A 15,368-nucleotide genomic window follows, 5' to 3' on the forward strand; every position below is an offset into this window, starting at 1 on the left:
ATTCAACAGAACTTGACGGAGCAACACAGTTGCCCCATCAAGCCGTATTGAATAATCAGGCCTGCTCTTCAGCGATTTCTACGATTTCCGCTGTTTCTGGACGATCCACCAGCTCAACAAGAGCCATTGGTGCATTGTCGCCCTTGCGGAAACCAAACTTCAGAACGCGCATGTAACCACCTGGGCGAGCTGCGTAACGAGGACCAATCTCGTCGAACAGCTTCACAACCATTTCACGGTCACGCAAACGGCTGAATGCCAGACGCTTGTTGGCCAGTGTAGGCGACTTACCCATCGTGATAATAGGTTCTGCAATTTTGCGCAGTTCTTTGGCCTTTGGCAGCGTTGTTTTGATCACTTCGTGACGCAACAAAGCGTTGGTCATGTTTCTAAACATTGCAAGGCGGTGGCTGCTGGTGCGATTTAGTTTACGCAATCCATGACGGTGACGCATTTTAAATATCCTTCAATCTAACAAACGCTAAGCTCAGGGCTTATCGAGACCGGCTGGTGGCCAGTTTTCCAATTTCATACCGAGTGTCAAACCGCGTGCGGCCAACACCTCCTTGATTTCGTTCAATGATTTGCGACCCAGGTTAGGAGTCTTCAACAACTCGTTTTCCGTGCGCTGAATCAGATCGCCGATGTAATAAATGTTTTCTGCTTTCAAGCAGTTTGCTGAACGTACTGTCAGTTCCAGATCATCGACTGGGCGCAACAGAATTGGATCAACCTGTGGTGCACGCTGAGAAACCTCAGGCTCAGCCGTATTTTCCAGCGCAGCAAACACAGACAACTGCTCCACCAAAATGCGGGCTGCCAGACGAATGGATTCTTCAGGCGACAACACACCATTGGTTTCAATGGACATAACCAAACGGTCAAGATCAGTACGCTGTTCTACACGCGCGCTTTCCACTGCGTATGAAACACGTTTAACCGGGCTGAATGAAGCATCCAACACGATGCGACCAATTGCCTTGCTTGGCTCATCAGGAAAACGACGAACTGAACCTGGCACGTAACCGCGACCCTTTTCCACTTTGATTTGCATGTCCAGCTTGCCGCCTTGCGACAAATGAGCAATCACGTGATCCGGATTGATGATTTCAACATCATGGGGCAGCTCAATATCGCCCGCTGTCACAACGCCCTCAACTTCGCGCTTCAAAGTCACGGTCACAACGTCGCGTGACTCAAGCTTGAACACGATACCCTTCAGGTTCAACAACAGGTCAACTACATCTTCCTGCACACCATCCAGGGTCGAGTATTCGTGAACCACACCAGCGATTGACACCTCAGTGGGTGCATAGCCGATCATGGATGACAGCAATACGCGACGCAGAGCGTTACCTAGAGTGTGGCCATAACCACGCTCAAACGGCTCCATTACAACTTTTGCACTATTGGGGGCGACTGTTTCGACCTCAACAATACGTGGCTTCAGCAAGCTAGCATTAAACATTCAAAATCCTTTTCAATACCCTCGGCTCGTTACACCGATAAGGCTGGGGATCCCTGGGATCAGTTAAAAAATTAACGTGAGTACAATTCGACGATCAAGCTTTCATTGATCTCTTGGGAGAGATCTGCGCGATCGGGAATGCTCTTGAAAGAGCCTTCCATTTTCTTGGCATCCACATTAACCCACAGCGGGAAACCCATCTGTTCGGCCAAAGTAACAGACTCAACAATGCGCGCCTGTGTCTTCGACTTTTCGCGAATGGAAACCACATCATTCAACTTCACAGCATATGAAGGAATGTTTACGGCCTTGCCATTCACCAAAATTGCCTTGTGACTTACCAGCTGACGTGCTTCGGCGCGAGTGGAGCCAAAACCCATGCGATAAACCACGTTATCCAAACGAGATTCCAGCAACTGCAGCAATGTTTCGCCAGTGTTGCCTTTGCGACGTGAAGCCTCTGCGAAATAACGACGGAACTGCTTTTCCAGCACACCGTACATACGTTTCACTTTTTGCTTTTCACGCAATTGTTGACCGTAATCAGAGGTACGAGCACCCGAGGTGCGACCATGCTGACCTGGCTTTGAATCAAGTTTGCACTTGGAATCGAGACTACGACGTGCGCTTTTCAGACTTAAGTCTGTGCCTTCACGACGAGACAACTTACATTTTGGACCTGTATATCTAGCCACTTGAAACCTCTTTCATTACGCGATGTAAATCGCTTCAGTTCGTCAAACGATCTGACGAACAATGGTCTTAAAAAATTAGATGCGACGACGCTTGGGAGGACGACATCCGTTGTGCGGGATCGGAGTGATGTCAGAAATACTGGTCACTTTGATACCCAATGCATTCAAAGCACGTACGCTAGACTCACGGCCTGGGCCTGGTCCTTTGATAAGCACTTCAACTGTCTTGATACCGCATTCCTGTGCAGCCTTGCCAGCAACTTCAGCAGCCACCTGGGCAGCAAAGGGAGTGGACTTGCGTGAGCCCTTAAAACCCTGAGCACCGGATGTAGACCAAGCCGGCGCATTGCCCTGACGATCCGTGATGGTGATGATGGTGTTGTTGAATGAGGCGTGTACGTGCGCAATACCGTCAGAAATATTCTTTTTGACTTTCTTGCGTGCGCGGTTATTCGCTGTTCCTTTGGCCATTTGGCTAACCTTCCTATGATTACCTGATTATTTCTTCAGTGCGATACCAGCACGCTTCGGACCCTTGCGAGTACGCGAGTTCGTGCGGGTACGCTGACCACGTACAGGCAGACCCTTGCGGTGACGGAAACCACGATAGCAACCCAAATCCATCAAACGCTTGATGTTCATCGTTACTTCACGGCGCAGATCACCTTCTGTAAGGTACTTGCCCACTTCGTCACGCAGCTTTTCCAAATCCGCGTCGTCGAGGTCTTTAACCTTCTTGGACTCTGGAATTGAGGTCACTGCACAAATTTTCTTGGCGGTGGAACGACCAATGCCGAAAATAGCAGTCAGACCGATAACGGTATGCTGGTGGCTTGGAATGTTAATGCCGGCAATACGAGCCATTTAAATCCCCTTTTATTAACCTTGACGCTGCTTGTGGCGCGGCTCAGAACAAATCACGCGAACAACGCCTTTGCGCTTGATCACTTTGCATTTTCTACAAATCTTTTTTACAGATGCCTGAACTTTCATGGCGAAACTCCAAAAAGAACCAATTCATTTGGCTCGAAAAACAATTCGTGCTCTGGACAAGTCGTACGGTGTTAACTCAACCGTCACCTTGTCACCAGGAAGAATGCGAATATAGTTCATGCGCATCTTGCCCGATATGTGACCAAGCACCACGTGACCATTTTCCAATTTCACTCGAAAAGTGGCGTTAGGGAGGTTTTCTACTACCTCTCCCTGCATTTGGATAACGTCGTCTTTAGACAATCACTACCTCGTTAATCCAGAGCCCTTGAAGCTTGATTTCTTCAAGAGGCTGTCGTATTGCTGGGACATCACGTAGGCCTGAACCTGAGCCATGAAATCCATCGCAACCACTACAATAATCAATAGAGATGTACCGCCAAAATAGAACGGAACACTCAATCCCAAAACCAGGAACTCAGGCAGCAAACACACCAAAGTGATGTAGGCCGCGCCAATCAAGGTCAAACGTGTCAACACCTTGTCGATGTATCGTGACGTCTGTTCCCCAGGACGAATTCCCGGCAAAAATGCACCGCTTTTCTTCAAGTTGTCCGCAGTTTCCCTGCTGTTAAACACCAATGCCGTGTAAAAAAAGCAGAAGAAAATGATCGCAGCCGCGTACAACAGCATGTACAGAGGATGGCCTGGAGACAATGTCTGAGACACTTCTTTAAGGATACCAACCACAGCACCGTCACCTGAACCAAACCAGCTAGTCAACGTTGCAGGCAACAAGATAATGCTTGACGCAAAAATCGGAGGAATAACACCAGCCATATTCAACTTCAATGGCAGATGTGAAGTTTGCCCCTGATAGATCTTGTTACCGACCTGTCGTTTTGCGTAGTTGACTGTGATTTTTCGCTGACCACGTTCTACGAACACAACCAGGTAGGTCACGGCAACTGCCAGCACAACAATCATCAAGGCGATCAAAGAGTTCATCGCACCAGTTCTAACCAGCTCGAACAAACCGCCAATTGCACCAGGCAAGCCCGCCGCAATACCCGCAAAGATCAAGATTGAAATTCCGTTACCCAATCCGCGTTCGGTGATCTGCTCACCCAACCACATCAAAAACATGGTGCCAGTGACCAAAGAAACAGCAGTTGTAAAGCGAAATGCCATTCCTGGATCAATTACCAACCCAGCCTGAGACTCCAAGGCCACCGAAATACCGATCGCTTGGAAAGTGGCAAGGAAAAAGGTGCCGTAGCGTGTGTATTGGGTAATCTTGCGACGACCCGCTTCACCTTCCTTTTTCAAAGCCTCTAGCTGAGGTACAACCACACTGGCAAGCTGCATGACAATCGAAGCCGAAATGTACGGCATGATACCCAGAGCGAAAACTGTGAAACGCGAAAGCGCACCACCTGAGAACATGTTGAACATGCCCAAGATTCCGCCTTGCTGGCTATCAAACAACTGCTTCAGTTGAGTAGGATCAATCCCAGGTACTGGAATGTGTGCGCCAATACGATACACAATCAGAGCCAACAACAAAAATACCAAGCGCTTGCGCAGATCAGCAAATTTGTTGGATGACGCCAATGTAGATGGATTAAAGGCCACGCGATGCTCTCTTAAGCGTTAATGGTGCCGCCAGCTGCCGCGATGGCCTCTGCTGCGCCTTTCGTTGCCTTAATGCCGTTGAGTACAACAGCACGCTTGATCTCTCCAGCCAGAATCACCTTCACAGCCAAAGTCTGGGCTGGCACAAGACCAGCCTGCTTCAACGTCAGGATATCCACGGTATCAACAGCCAATGTATCCAAGTCTGTCAAACGAATTTGAGCATTGAACGCTGCAGTACGTGAAGAGAAACCACGCTTGGGCAAGCGACGGTGCATCGGCATCTGACCGCCTTCAAAACCGACCTTGTGAAAACCACCACTGCGCGACTTCTGACCTTTGTGACCACGGCCAGCAGTTTTACCCCAGCCGGAGCCAATACCACGGCCCACACGCTTGCGGTTGAACTTACTGCCTGGTGCAGGTGCAAGTGTATTCAGTTCCATTATGCAGCCTCAACTTTCAACAGGTAGGACACCTTGTTAATCATTCCACGCACTTCGGGTGTATCAACCAGCACTCGGCTATGGTTTATACGACGCAGACCCAAACCACGCACGGTTGCGCGATGAGTTTCTTTGGTCCCGATAATGCTCTTAACCAACGTAACTTTTACAGATCCGCTCATGATTAAGCCTCAAATAACTTTTCAACTGACAAACCGCGCTTGGCGGCAATCTCAGCTGGGGTTTGCAACTTGCCCAAAGCATCCAGGGTTGCACGTACCAGGTTGTACGGGTTCGATGAACCGTGGCTTTTCGCCACAATATTACGAACGCCCACAACTTCCAGAACGGCACGCATTGGGCCACCCGCGATAATACCGGTACCTTCTTGCGCTGGAGCCAGGAACACCTTGGAGGCGCCATGCTGACCGTACACAATGTGGTGGATGGAACCATCACGCAGTGATACTTTTTCCATTTGGCGGCGAGCTTGTTCCATAGCCTTCTGAACAGCTACAGGAACTTCACGAGACTTGCCTTTACCCATACCCACGCTTCCATCACCATCGCCCACTACGGTCAATGCTGCGAAGCCGAGGATACGACCACCCTTAACAACCTTGGTCACGCGGTTTACCGCGATCATTTTTTCTTTCAGGCCGTCATCACGCGCTTCAGGCGCGGCATTTTTACCTTGCATTCTTGCCATGATCACTCCTTAGAATTTCAAGCCAGCTTCACGCGCAGCGTCAGCCAGTTCTTTAACGCGACCATGGTAGGCAAAGCCTGAACGGTCAAAAGCAACTTCGCTGACACCTGCGGCCAAAGCGCGCTTGGCGATAGCAGCCCCAACCAATGCAGCAGCGGCCTTGTTGGAACCGGACTTGCCGCCCAATTCAGCGCGCAGATCTTTGTCATTGGTAGACGCAGCTGCCAACACTTTGCCACCATCTGCAGAGTGAACCGCTGCATAAATGTGGGAGTTGGTACGGAACACACACAAACGGGTCGCACGAGCAAGTGCGATACGACGTCTGGTTTGTTTTGCACGACGGGCACGTGCTTCTTGTTTAGTTTCCATGATTTACCTCTTGGCGCCTTATTTCTTCTTGGTCTCTTTGATAACCACACGCTCATCCGAATAACGTACACCCTTGCCCTTGTAAGGCTCTGGTGGACGATATGCGCGGATTTCAGCGGCAGTTTGACCAATCACTTGTTTGTCGGCACCCTTCAAGATGATCTCTGTAGGCGTTGGCGTTTCAGCCTTCACGCCGGCGGGCAGCTTGTGAACAACCGGGTGAGAGAAACCGAGCGCCAGGTTGATTGAATCACCCTGAACTGCAGCTTTGTAACCCACGCCAACCAGTTGCAATTTGCGTTCAAAACCTTTGCTAACACCGTTGACCATATTCGCCAACAATGCGCGGGCAGTACCCGCCTGTGCGTTCGCGTCAGTTGTATCCACAACTGGCTTCACAGACAGCACACCATTTTCAAACACTGGCATCACCAGAGAATTGACATTCAGCTTCAACTCGGCATTACCGCCTTTCACTGATACAACCTGTCCATTCACAGTAACCTGCACACTTGAAGGTACAGAAATGGGAGCTTTTGCTACTCTTGACATTTCACTACCCCTTTTAAGCCACGTAGCAGATAACTTCGCCGCCGATACCAGTGGTACGGGCTTTGCGATCAGTCATCACGCCTTTGGAAGTTGAAACGATTGCCACGCCCAAGCCATTCATCACCTGAGGAATGTCGTCTTTACCTTTGTAAATACGCAAACCTGGCTTTGAAACGCGCTCGATTTTTTCAATCACAGGGCGACCAGCATAATATTTCAACTCGATTTTCAATACAGGCTTTGCCGACTCACCTACAATTGAGAAACTCTCAATGTAACCTTCATCTTTAAGAACCTGCGCAATAGCTACCTTCACTTTTGAGGAAGGCATCTCAACCGAAACCTTGTCAACACCCTGAGCATTGCGAATGCGGGTCAACATGTCGGCGATTGGATCACTCATACTCATAATTAGAACCCCTTACCAACTTGCCTTAGTGATTCCAGGAATCTCACCACGCATGGCAATTTCACGGATCTTGTTACGGGCCAAACCGAACAAACGGAATGTGCCGCGGGGACGACCAGTCAATTCGCAGCGGTTACGCTGACGAGTTGGGTTCGCGTTTCTTGGCAGCGCCTGCAACTTAAGACGTGCCTCATAGCGGTCTGCTTCACTGACCGACTGATCTTTTACAATCTTGTTCAAAGCCTCACGCTTGGCCGAATACTTCTTGACCAGGGCTGCGCGCTTTTTCTCACGATTAATCAAAGCTAGTTTTGCCACGTCACACCTCAGTTACGGAACGGGAACTTGAAAGCGGTCAACAAAGCCTTGGCTTCGTCGTTGGTACGCGCTGTCGTAGTTACGCTGATGTTGAGACCCCGAAGTGCGTCGATTTTGTCGTACTCAATCTCAGGGAAAATAATTTGCTCTTTGATACCGATGTTGTAGTTACCGCGTCCATCAAATGACTTGCCGGACACACCACGGAAATCGCGCACACGAGGGAACGCGATCGTTACCAAACGATCCAGGAATTCATACATGCGGTCGCCACGCAAAGTCACCATACAACCAACTGGATAACCCTCACGAATCTTGAAACCCGCAATCGCCTTCTTGGCTTTTGTAACCACTGGCTTCTGGCCAGCGATTTTTGTCAGATCACCAACGGCGTGCTCAATGATTTTCTTGTCATTGACCGCCTCACCAACGCCCATGTTCAGCGTGATTTTGGTGATGCGAGGCACCTCCATTACCGACTTGTAACCAAACTGCTTGGTCAACTGACCAACCACTTCGCTTCTATAAAACTCTTGAAAACGTGACACGACGGCCCCCTTAGTTTGCCAACTGAGCGCCGGTTTTCACCAGTACTCGCACGGACTTGCCATCCATCTGCTTGATGGCTACACGAGATGGCTTACCTGTCTCTTTGTCAAACAAACTGACATTGGACTGGTGAATGGGCATTGTCTTGTCAACAACACCACCAACATCTCCCTTCATAGGATTTGGCTTTTGATGCTTCTTAACGATATTGACACCCTCTCCCAAGAGGTACTCGTCATTCACACGGGAAAGCACAACGCCTTTCTTTCCCTTGAACTTGCCGTTAAGAACCAGCACTTCATCGCCTTTGCGAATTTTGTTCATATTTACCTCACAGAACTTCTGGTGCCAACGACACGATTTTCATGAACTTTTCATTACGAAGTTCGCGTGTCACTGGGCCAAAAATACGGGTACCGATGGGTTCAAGTTTTGCATTCAACAAAACTGCTGCGTTGCCGTCGAACTTAATCAACGCACCATCCGGGCGACGAACACCCTTGGCCGTGCGCACGACCACAGCGTTGTAAATCTCGCCTTTCTTGACGCGACCGCGTGGGGCCGCATCTTTAATGGACACCTTGATGATGTCACCAATGCCCGCATAGCGGCGCTTGGAACCACCAAGGACCTTGATGCACATTACAGAACGCGCACCCGTGTTGTCGGCCACATCTAGCCGTGATTGCATTTGTATCATGGATTGTCAAACCAACTTAATCGCTTTCGCAACCAGTTTTGGTCCCGCAAGGGTTGAAAAGATAGCCTGCTATATTAGCAGGCTTGAATTACTTGAGCAAGACAAAAATCAAATGATTTTCGCTTTCTCCAACACTTTGGTCACACTCCAAGATTTTGTCTTGGAAATTGGACGACCTTCGCAGATCTCAACCAAATCACCCTCTCCGACTTCATTGCTTTCATCGTGAGCAGTGTATTTGTGTGACTTAACGATGTACTTGCCATAAATTGGATGCTTGATACGATTTTCAACCATCACAACTACTGACTTGGTCATCTTGTCACTTACAACGCGCCCCACCAGGGTACGTTTCAAACTAACTTTCGCTTCGGTGCTCATGCGGACCTCTTCGATTGAGTCATCACTGTTTTAACACGAGCGATGTCTTTACGTACTTTTGCCAACTGGGAGTTGTTGGTCAGCTGCTGCGTAGCAGCCTGCATGCGCAGCGAAAACTGTGCACGCAACAACTCTTCCAACTCTTTAGTCAATTCTGCAGCGCTTTTGCCGCGCAATTCAGAAGCTTTCATTGCTTAACTCCCAATTTGACGTGTAACGAACACGCAAGGAAGAGGCAACTTGGCAGCCGCCAGGCGGAAAGCCTCACGCGCCAACTCTTCACTCACACCGTCCATCTCGTAGAGCACCTTACCGGGCTGAATTTCAGCCACGTAAAACTCAACGCTACCTTTACCGTTACCCATACGAACTTCCGCAGGCTTGTTGGTAATTGGCTTGTCCGGAAACACGCGAATCCAAATCTTACCGCCACGTTTAATGTGACGAACCATGGCTCGACGAGCTGATTCGATCTGGCGTGCCGTCAAACGACCGCGACCAGTAGACTTCAGACCGTAAACACCAAAAGAAACACTTGCGCCACGAGTGGCCAGACCAGTATTGCGGCCTTTGTGTTCTTTTCTATATTTGCGACGTGATGGCTGTAACATCATGCGCTCCTAGATTACTGTTCTGAGGAAGTGCTGGCAGCGCCTTCCTCTTTGTTTGAACCACTAGCTGCTGCGCTAGCACCTTCGGGTTTACGCGCCTTGCGCGCACCGGCCCCGGCTGGACGTGTGGAAGGACGACGAGGACGACGCTCTTCCTTTTCGGCTTCAACTGGTGCAGCGGCAACATCACCGCGACCCAATGTATCGCCTTTGTATACCCAGACCTTGATACCGATAATGCCGTAGGTTGTTGCGGCTTCGCTTGTAGCGTAATCAATATCAGCGCGCAGTGTATGCAAAGGCACACGACCTTCACGGTACCATTCAGTACGCGCGATTTCGATACCGTTCAGTCGGCCTGAAGACATGATCTTGATGCCCTGGGAACCCATGCGCATCGCGTTTTGCATCGCGCGCTTCATTGCACGACGGAACATGATACGGCGCTCAAGCTGCTGGGAAATACCATCAGCAATCAACTGCGCGTCAATTTCAGGCTTGCGAACTTCTTCGATATTCACGTGAACAGGCACGCCAACCAATTTCTGCAAACTGGCCTTCAACAATTCGATGTCTTCGCCTTTCTTGCCGATCACAACGCCCGGACGTGCCGAATAGATTGTGACGCGCGCATTCTTGGCGGGACGCTCGATAAGAACACGACCAACTGACGCATTCTTCAACTTCTTCTTCAAGAAATCACGAACCTGGATGTCCTCAAGAAGCATCTTGGAGAAATCACGATTCGATGCGTACCAGCGAGAAGCCCAGTTGCGTGATACCGCGAGGCGAAAGCCCGTAGGGTTAATCTTCTGACCCATGTAACCCCCTTAGTTTCCAACCGTCACATAAATGTGACTGGTCTTCTTAGTGATACGATTGCCACGACCCTTGGCGCGCGCCGTAAAGCGCTTCAACACAGGTCCCTCTTCCACGTAAATGGTTTTTACTTTCAGTTCATCAACGTCGGCGCCATCGTTGTGCTCGGCGTTGGCGATTGCACTCTCCAACACTTTCTTCACAATCAATGCCGCTTTCTGTGGTGAGAAAGCAAGAATGTTCAAGGCTTGATCAACCTTTTTACCGCGAATCAAGTCAGCGACCATACGGCCACGCTGAGGAGACAAGCGAACACCCTTCAAAATTGCACGAGTTTCCATTTCCTACCCCTTATCGCTTGGCCTTCTTGTCGGCCGCGTGACCCTTGAATGTGCGCGTCAACGCAAATTCACCGAGTTTGTGACCAACCATGTTTTCGTTGATGTACACAGGCACATGTTGCTTGCCATTGTGAACAGCGATTGTCAGACCGATGAACTCAGGGAGTACAGTCGAGCGACGGGACCAAGTTTTAATTGGACGCTTGTCCTTGGATGCTGCAGCAGTCTCCACTTTTTTGATCAAGTGGGCGTCGCAGAAAGGACCTTTTTTTAATGAACGAGACATATCTGTTTACCCCACTTAACGCTTGTGACGACGCTGAACAATCATCGAATTGGTACGCTTGTTGTTGCGAGTGCGGTAGCCCTTGGCTGGTTGGCCCCATGGGCTAACTGGCACACGGCCTTCGCCGGTCTTGCCTTCACCACCACCGTGTGGGTGGTCAACTGGGTTCATAGCAACACCACGTACGGTAGGACGAATGCCCCTCCAACGGGTTGCACCAGCTTTACCCACTTTCTTCAAGCTGTTTTCTTCGTTACTAACCTCACCGATGGTGGCGCGGCATTCAATATGAACGCGACGAATTTCACCGGAGCGCAAACGCATCTGGGCGTACGTGCCATCACGAGCCAGCAACATGGCAGAGCCACCCGCGGAACGCGCAATTTGAGCACCCTTGCCAGGCAACATTTCAACGCAGTGCACAGTAGTACCTACGGGAATGTTCCGAATCGGCAATGTATTACCGATCTTGATTGGCGCCTCAGATCCATTCACAACAGTTTGACCCAATTGCAAACCACGAGGAGCAATGATGTAAGCGCGCTCACCGTCTGCATAGCAGATCAGGGCAATGTGCGCCGTACGGTTTGGATCGTACTCAATCGTTTCAACTTTCGCAGGCACACCGTCTTTGTTGCGCTTGAAATCAACCATGCGGTAGTGCTGCTTGTGACCACCACCCATGTGACGGGTTGTAATACGACCGTTGTTATTGCGGCCAGCAGTCTTGGACTTCTTCTCAAGCAGCGGCGCGTAAGGCTCACCCTTGTGCAAATGCGGGTGAACCACTTTCACCATGGCACGGCGGCCTGGTGACGTTGGCTTTAATTTAACTAATGGCATGTTACGCAGCCTCCGAGAAATTAATTTCTTGACCAGCTTTCAGCGCAACATAGGCTTTGCGCACATCGGAGCGACGCCCCATGGTGCGGCCAAAGCGCTTTTGCTTGCCAGCAATGTTAACCACACGCACAGCCTCAACCTCAACTTTGAACAGCAGCTCCACGGCCGCCTTGATCTCGTGTTTAGTTGCAGTGGTGCAAACCTTGAAAGCAATTTGCTCATGCTTGTCGGCCAACATGGTGCTCTTTTCAGAGACGATGGGCGCCAACAAAATTTTCATTAAACGCTGGGTGTTCATGCGTACATCTCCTGCAGTTTGTCGATTGCAGCACGAGTCGCAACCACCTTCTTGAAATAAATCAAGGAAAGGGGATCGGCGTAACGTGGCTCGACCACTGCCACATTGGGCAGATTTCTGGATGCCAGGTACAAGTTTTCGTCCACTGAATCAACAATCATCAGGACTGAATCGAGACCCATGCCTTTCAATTTTTGATCAAGCAACTTGGTCTTCGGTGCTTCCAAGTCCAAGGACTCGACCACAACCAACCGACCTTCGCGACTCAACTGAGACAGGATGGAACAAACACCAGCACGGAACATTTTCTTGTTCAGCTTTTGGGTGAAATTCTCATCGGGAGAGTTCGGAAAGGTCTTGCCGCCTCCACGCCACAATGGGCTGGACACCGCACCAGCACGCGCGCGGCCGGTACCTTTTTGCTTCCATGGCTTACGCGTTGAAGCACGCACTTCCGAACGATCTTTTTGTTGACGCGTACCCTGACGCGCGTTGGCTTGGTATGCAACAACCAACTGATGAATCAGCGGTTCGTTGTACTCACGACCAAACACAACATCGGAAACCTGAACAGTTTGAGAGGCCTGCCCAGAATCACTAATGACTTTCAATTCCATCTGGTTCCCCTTACGCCTTTGCCTTGACAGCTGGCTTAACCAACAATTGGCCACCCTTTGATCCAGGCACAGCGCCCTTAATCAAAAGCAGACCACGCTCGGCGTCTACACGAACCACTTCCAGATTCTGGGTGGTGCGATTTACGTTACCCAACTGGCCGGCCATGCGCTTACCAGGAAATACTCGACCCGGATCTTGAGCCATACCGATTGAACCAGGAGCATTGTGCGAGATCGAGTTACCGTGAGACGCGCGCTGCGAGCTGAAGTGGTGACGCTTAATAGCGCCACTAAAGCCCTTACCCTGCGTTACGCCACTGACGTCAACTTTTTGACCTGGCGCGAAAATTTCAGCAGACACAGCAGAACCGACTTGCAATTCAGCAAGCTTGGCTGTATCAACACGGAATTCAACAAGGGAAGATGCCGCCTCAATAGAAGCTGCTGCAAAGTGACCAGCCTGCGCCTTGACAACGCGGGAGGCTCGCTTGGACCCGTAGGCAAGCTGAACGGCTGTGTAGCCGTCTTGTTCGAGTGTTTTGAGCTGCGCAACACGGTTAGAAGACACATCCACAACAGTCACAGGAATAGAAACACCCGCGTCTGTAAAGATGCGCATCATGCCGATCTTGCGACCAATAAGGCCTAGACTCATGATTTCTCCAATTTCGGCTACGATTGGCCGAATGATTAAATTCTATCTAAAGCTAACCTTTTGAAAAGGTTAGCCAAAGATTATATGCGTTAATTAAATTTATTGCAACTTGATTTCAACATCCACACCAGCCGGCAGATCCAGCTTCATCAAGGCGTCTACAGTTTTGTCTGTAGGATCCACGATGTCCATCAAACGCTGATGAGTACGGATTTCAAACTGGTCACGTGAAGACTTGTTCACGTGAGGCGAACGCAGAATATCGAATCGCTTGATACGGGTAGGCAAAGGAACGGGGCCCTTTACGACAGCACCGGTGCGCTTGGCTGTTTCAACAATTTCCAATGCAGACTGATCAATCAGTTTGTAATCGAAAGCTTTCAAGCGAATACGAATTTTTTGGTTGTTCATGGTTTTTCCTAAAGAGCTAAATGAGTGTGACCAAACATTACTTTCGGCTCACCTCAAAATTGCCCGCACCAGTTGACTGATGCGGGCGCATTCCAAGTATTACTTGGTAATTTTGGCAACTACGCCAGCACCTACCGTACGGCCACCTTCGCGAATCGCGAAACGCAGACCTTCTTCCATCGCGATTGGCGCAATCAATTCAACATTGATCGACACGTTGTCGCCAGGAAGAACCATTTCCTTGCCTTCGGGCAGGCTGATTGAGCCCGTTACGTCGGTTGTACGGAAATAGAACTGTGGACGGTAGTTGTTAAAGAATGGCGTGTGACGACCACCCTCTTCTTTGCTCAACACGTAAATTTCTGCGCTGAACCCTGTGTGCGGCTTGATTGAACCTGGCTTGGCCAACACTTGACCACGCTCCACGTCTTCACGCTTGGTACCACGCAGCAACACACCAACGTTGTCGCCCGCCTGACCCTGATCCAACAACTTGCGGAACATTTCCACGCCCGTGCAAATTGTCTTGACCGTGTCTTTGATACCCACGATTTCAATTTCTTCGCCAACCTTCACCACACCACGCTCGATACGGCCTGTTACTACAGTGCCACGACCAGAGATGGAGAACACATCTTCGATTGGCATCAGGAAGGTGCCGTCGATTGCGCGCTCGGGTGTTGGAATGTAGTTGTCAAGCGCTGCTGCCAACTGCTTGATTGCGCCTTCGCCCAAATCGCCTGTGTCACCTTCCAGGGCCAGCTTGGCTGAACCCTTTACGATTGGCACATCGTCGCCTGGGAAGTCGTACTTGGAAAGTAGCTCGCGCACTTCCATTTCAACCAACTCCAGCAACTCTTCGTCATCCACCATGTCGCACTTGTTCAGGAACACGATGATGTAAGGTACGCCAACCTGGCGAGCCAACAAGATGTGCTCACGCGTTTGTGGCATGGGGCCGTCGGCTGCTGAACACACCAGAATTGCGCCGTCCATCTGCGCTGCACCAGTAATCATGTTCTTGACGTAGTCGGCGTGACCTGGGCAATCCACGTGTGCGTAGTGACGTGTTTCTGTCTCGTACTCAACGTGGGCCGTGTTAATCGTAATGCCGCGCGCCTTTTCTTCCGGAGCCGCATCGATCTGGTCGTAGCCCTTGGCTTCACCATGGCCGCTCAGTCGCGCCAATACTGTTGTGATCGCCGCCGTCAATGTTGTCTTGCCATGGTCCACGTGACCAATCGTTCCAACGTTTACGTGTGGCTTCTTACGCTCAAACTTTTCTTTTGCCATTGCAAATACCTCTTTTCAGTTCTTTAA

30 protein-coding genes are annotated in these 15,368 nt (G+C 50.2%); all 30 read right to left on the reverse strand.

Annotation, left to right across the window (positions count from 1 at the left end; all coding sequences use genetic code 11):
- Positions 1–55: 55 nt before the first annotated feature.
- The 30 genes from rplQ to tuf all read right to left on the reverse strand — a co-directional run bounded on the left by rplQ (position 56) and on the right by tuf (position 15,341).
- Positions 56–454 carry a 50S ribosomal protein L17 gene (rplQ, locus tag P0D43_RS01415; RefSeq protein ID WP_008249425.1) on the reverse strand — a complete coding sequence of 133 codons (399 nt, stop codon included), beginning with the start codon at positions 452–454 and terminating at the stop codon, positions 56–58.
- A gap of 33 nt (positions 455–487) precedes the next feature.
- The gene (locus P0D43_RS01420) at positions 488–1,468 is read right to left on the reverse strand and encodes a DNA-directed RNA polymerase subunit alpha (protein ID WP_008249422.1); all 981 of its coding nucleotides are present in this window, start codon (positions 1,466–1,468) and stop codon (positions 488–490) included.
- Between the two features lie 71 nt (positions 1,469–1,539).
- Complete coding sequence (gene rpsD, locus P0D43_RS01425) at positions 1,540–2,163, reverse strand: 30S ribosomal protein S4 (RefSeq protein WP_159569021.1); 624 nt, start codon at positions 2,161–2,163, stop codon at positions 1,540–1,542.
- A 75-nt stretch (positions 2,164–2,238) separates the two neighbouring features.
- A complete protein-coding gene (gene rpsK / locus P0D43_RS01430; protein WP_394673067.1) occupies positions 2,239–2,634 on the reverse strand; it encodes a 30S ribosomal protein S11 in 396 nt (131 codons plus the stop codon).
- Between the two features lie 27 nt (positions 2,635–2,661).
- Positions 2,662–3,027 carry a 30S ribosomal protein S13 gene (gene rpsM / locus P0D43_RS01435; RefSeq protein ID WP_008249417.1) on the reverse strand — a complete coding sequence of 122 codons (366 nt, stop codon included), beginning with the start codon at positions 3,025–3,027 and terminating at the stop codon, positions 2,662–2,664.
- Positions 3,028–3,042: 15 nt separating this feature from the next.
- Positions 3,043–3,156: a 50S ribosomal protein L36 gene (gene rpmJ, locus P0D43_RS01440; protein WP_008249416.1), complete on the reverse strand. Its 114-nt coding sequence runs from the start codon at positions 3,154–3,156 to the stop codon at positions 3,043–3,045.
- Between the two features lie 24 nt (positions 3,157–3,180).
- Positions 3,181–3,399: a translation initiation factor IF-1 gene (gene infA / locus P0D43_RS01445; RefSeq protein WP_008249415.1), complete on the reverse strand. Its 219-nt coding sequence runs from the start codon at positions 3,397–3,399 to the stop codon at positions 3,181–3,183.
- 3 nt (positions 3,400–3,402) lie between these two features.
- The gene (secY, locus tag P0D43_RS01450; protein ID WP_159569023.1) at positions 3,403–4,731 is read right to left on the reverse strand and encodes a preprotein translocase subunit SecY; all 1,329 of its coding nucleotides are present in this window, start codon (positions 4,729–4,731) and stop codon (positions 3,403–3,405) included.
- Positions 4,732–4,742: 11 nt separating this feature from the next.
- On the reverse strand, positions 4,743–5,177 hold the full coding sequence (gene rplO / locus P0D43_RS01455; RefSeq protein ID WP_159569024.1) for a 50S ribosomal protein L15: 435 nt from the start codon (positions 5,175–5,177) through the stop codon (positions 4,743–4,745).
- Complete coding sequence (gene rpmD, locus P0D43_RS01460) at positions 5,177–5,359, reverse strand: 50S ribosomal protein L30 (protein WP_130557594.1); 183 nt, start codon at positions 5,357–5,359, stop codon at positions 5,177–5,179. Before rpmD ends, rplO begins: the two co-directional genes overlap by 1 nt.
- Positions 5,360–5,361: 2 nt before the next feature.
- The gene (gene rpsE / locus P0D43_RS01465; protein ID WP_008249411.1) at positions 5,362–5,886 is read right to left on the reverse strand and encodes a 30S ribosomal protein S5; all 525 of its coding nucleotides are present in this window, start codon (positions 5,884–5,886) and stop codon (positions 5,362–5,364) included.
- 9 nt (positions 5,887–5,895) lie between these two features.
- Positions 5,896–6,258, reverse strand: a complete 363-nt coding sequence (gene rplR, locus P0D43_RS01470; protein WP_159569025.1) for a 50S ribosomal protein L18 — start codon at positions 6,256–6,258, stop codon at positions 5,896–5,898.
- 18 nt (positions 6,259–6,276) lie between these two features.
- Positions 6,277–6,810, reverse strand: a complete 534-nt coding sequence (rplF, locus tag P0D43_RS01475; protein ID WP_341237517.1) for a 50S ribosomal protein L6 — start codon at positions 6,808–6,810, stop codon at positions 6,277–6,279.
- A 13-nt stretch (positions 6,811–6,823) separates the two neighbouring features.
- Positions 6,824–7,219: a 30S ribosomal protein S8 gene (rpsH, locus tag P0D43_RS01480; protein ID WP_138516976.1), complete on the reverse strand. Its 396-nt coding sequence runs from the start codon at positions 7,217–7,219 to the stop codon at positions 6,824–6,826.
- A 12-nt stretch (positions 7,220–7,231) separates the two neighbouring features.
- Complete coding sequence (gene rpsN, locus P0D43_RS01485) at positions 7,232–7,537, reverse strand: 30S ribosomal protein S14 (RefSeq protein WP_105028071.1); 306 nt, start codon at positions 7,535–7,537, stop codon at positions 7,232–7,234.
- An 8-nt stretch (positions 7,538–7,545) separates the two neighbouring features.
- A complete protein-coding gene (rplE, locus tag P0D43_RS01490) occupies positions 7,546–8,085 on the reverse strand; it encodes a 50S ribosomal protein L5 (RefSeq protein WP_159569027.1) in 540 nt (179 codons plus the stop codon).
- A 10-nt stretch (positions 8,086–8,095) separates the two neighbouring features.
- Entirely contained in the window at positions 8,096–8,410 is a 315-nt protein-coding gene (rplX, locus tag P0D43_RS01495) for a 50S ribosomal protein L24 (protein ID WP_394673068.1), read from the reverse strand.
- 7 nt (positions 8,411–8,417) lie between these two features.
- Entirely contained in the window at positions 8,418–8,786 is a 369-nt protein-coding gene (gene rplN / locus P0D43_RS01500; RefSeq protein WP_159569029.1) for a 50S ribosomal protein L14, read from the reverse strand.
- A 108-nt stretch (positions 8,787–8,894) separates the two neighbouring features.
- Entirely contained in the window at positions 8,895–9,167 is a 273-nt protein-coding gene (gene rpsQ, locus P0D43_RS01505) for a 30S ribosomal protein S17 (RefSeq protein ID WP_008253346.1), read from the reverse strand.
- Positions 9,164–9,358, reverse strand: a complete 195-nt coding sequence (rpmC, locus tag P0D43_RS01510; RefSeq protein WP_008253344.1) for a 50S ribosomal protein L29 — start codon at positions 9,356–9,358, stop codon at positions 9,164–9,166. The genes rpsQ and rpmC overlap by 4 nt, the downstream gene beginning before the upstream one ends.
- A 3-nt stretch (positions 9,359–9,361) precedes the next feature.
- Positions 9,362–9,778: a 50S ribosomal protein L16 gene (gene rplP, locus P0D43_RS01515; protein WP_008253343.1), complete on the reverse strand. Its 417-nt coding sequence runs from the start codon at positions 9,776–9,778 to the stop codon at positions 9,362–9,364.
- Positions 9,779–9,792: 14 nt separating this feature from the next.
- Positions 9,793–10,599: a 30S ribosomal protein S3 gene (rpsC, locus tag P0D43_RS01520; RefSeq protein WP_394673069.1), complete on the reverse strand. Its 807-nt coding sequence runs from the start codon at positions 10,597–10,599 to the stop codon at positions 9,793–9,795.
- Between the two features lie 9 nt (positions 10,600–10,608).
- A complete protein-coding gene (rplV, locus tag P0D43_RS01525; RefSeq protein ID WP_130557584.1) occupies positions 10,609–10,938 on the reverse strand; it encodes a 50S ribosomal protein L22 in 330 nt (109 codons plus the stop codon).
- Between the two features lie 10 nt (positions 10,939–10,948).
- A complete protein-coding gene (rpsS, locus tag P0D43_RS01530; protein WP_159569030.1) occupies positions 10,949–11,224 on the reverse strand; it encodes a 30S ribosomal protein S19 in 276 nt (91 codons plus the stop codon).
- A gap of 15 nt (positions 11,225–11,239) precedes the next feature.
- Complete coding sequence (gene rplB, locus P0D43_RS01535; RefSeq protein WP_394673070.1) at positions 11,240–12,067, reverse strand: 50S ribosomal protein L2; 828 nt, start codon at positions 12,065–12,067, stop codon at positions 11,240–11,242.
- A 1-nt stretch (position 12,068) separates the two neighbouring features.
- Complete coding sequence (rplW, locus tag P0D43_RS01540; RefSeq protein ID WP_008253367.1) at positions 12,069–12,365, reverse strand: 50S ribosomal protein L23; 297 nt, start codon at positions 12,363–12,365, stop codon at positions 12,069–12,071.
- Complete coding sequence (gene rplD, locus P0D43_RS01545; protein WP_008253364.1) at positions 12,362–12,982, reverse strand: 50S ribosomal protein L4; 621 nt, start codon at positions 12,980–12,982, stop codon at positions 12,362–12,364. The genes rplW and rplD overlap by 4 nt, the downstream gene beginning before the upstream one ends.
- A 10-nt stretch (positions 12,983–12,992) precedes the next feature.
- The gene (rplC, locus tag P0D43_RS01550; protein WP_159569031.1) at positions 12,993–13,637 is read right to left on the reverse strand and encodes a 50S ribosomal protein L3; all 645 of its coding nucleotides are present in this window, start codon (positions 13,635–13,637) and stop codon (positions 12,993–12,995) included.
- Between the two features lie 99 nt (positions 13,638–13,736).
- Positions 13,737–14,048 carry a 30S ribosomal protein S10 gene (rpsJ, locus tag P0D43_RS01555; protein WP_008253393.1) on the reverse strand — a complete coding sequence of 104 codons (312 nt, stop codon included), beginning with the start codon at positions 14,046–14,048 and terminating at the stop codon, positions 13,737–13,739.
- A 99-nt stretch (positions 14,049–14,147) separates the two neighbouring features.
- Entirely contained in the window at positions 14,148–15,341 is a 1,194-nt protein-coding gene (gene tuf, locus P0D43_RS01560; RefSeq protein ID WP_159569032.1) for an elongation factor Tu, read from the reverse strand.
- Positions 15,342–15,368 lie beyond the last annotated feature (27 nt).

The sequence above is a fragment of the Limnobacter sp. genome (assembly GCF_043511195.1).
GTDB lineage: Bacteria > Pseudomonadota > Gammaproteobacteria > Burkholderiales > Burkholderiaceae_B > Limnobacter.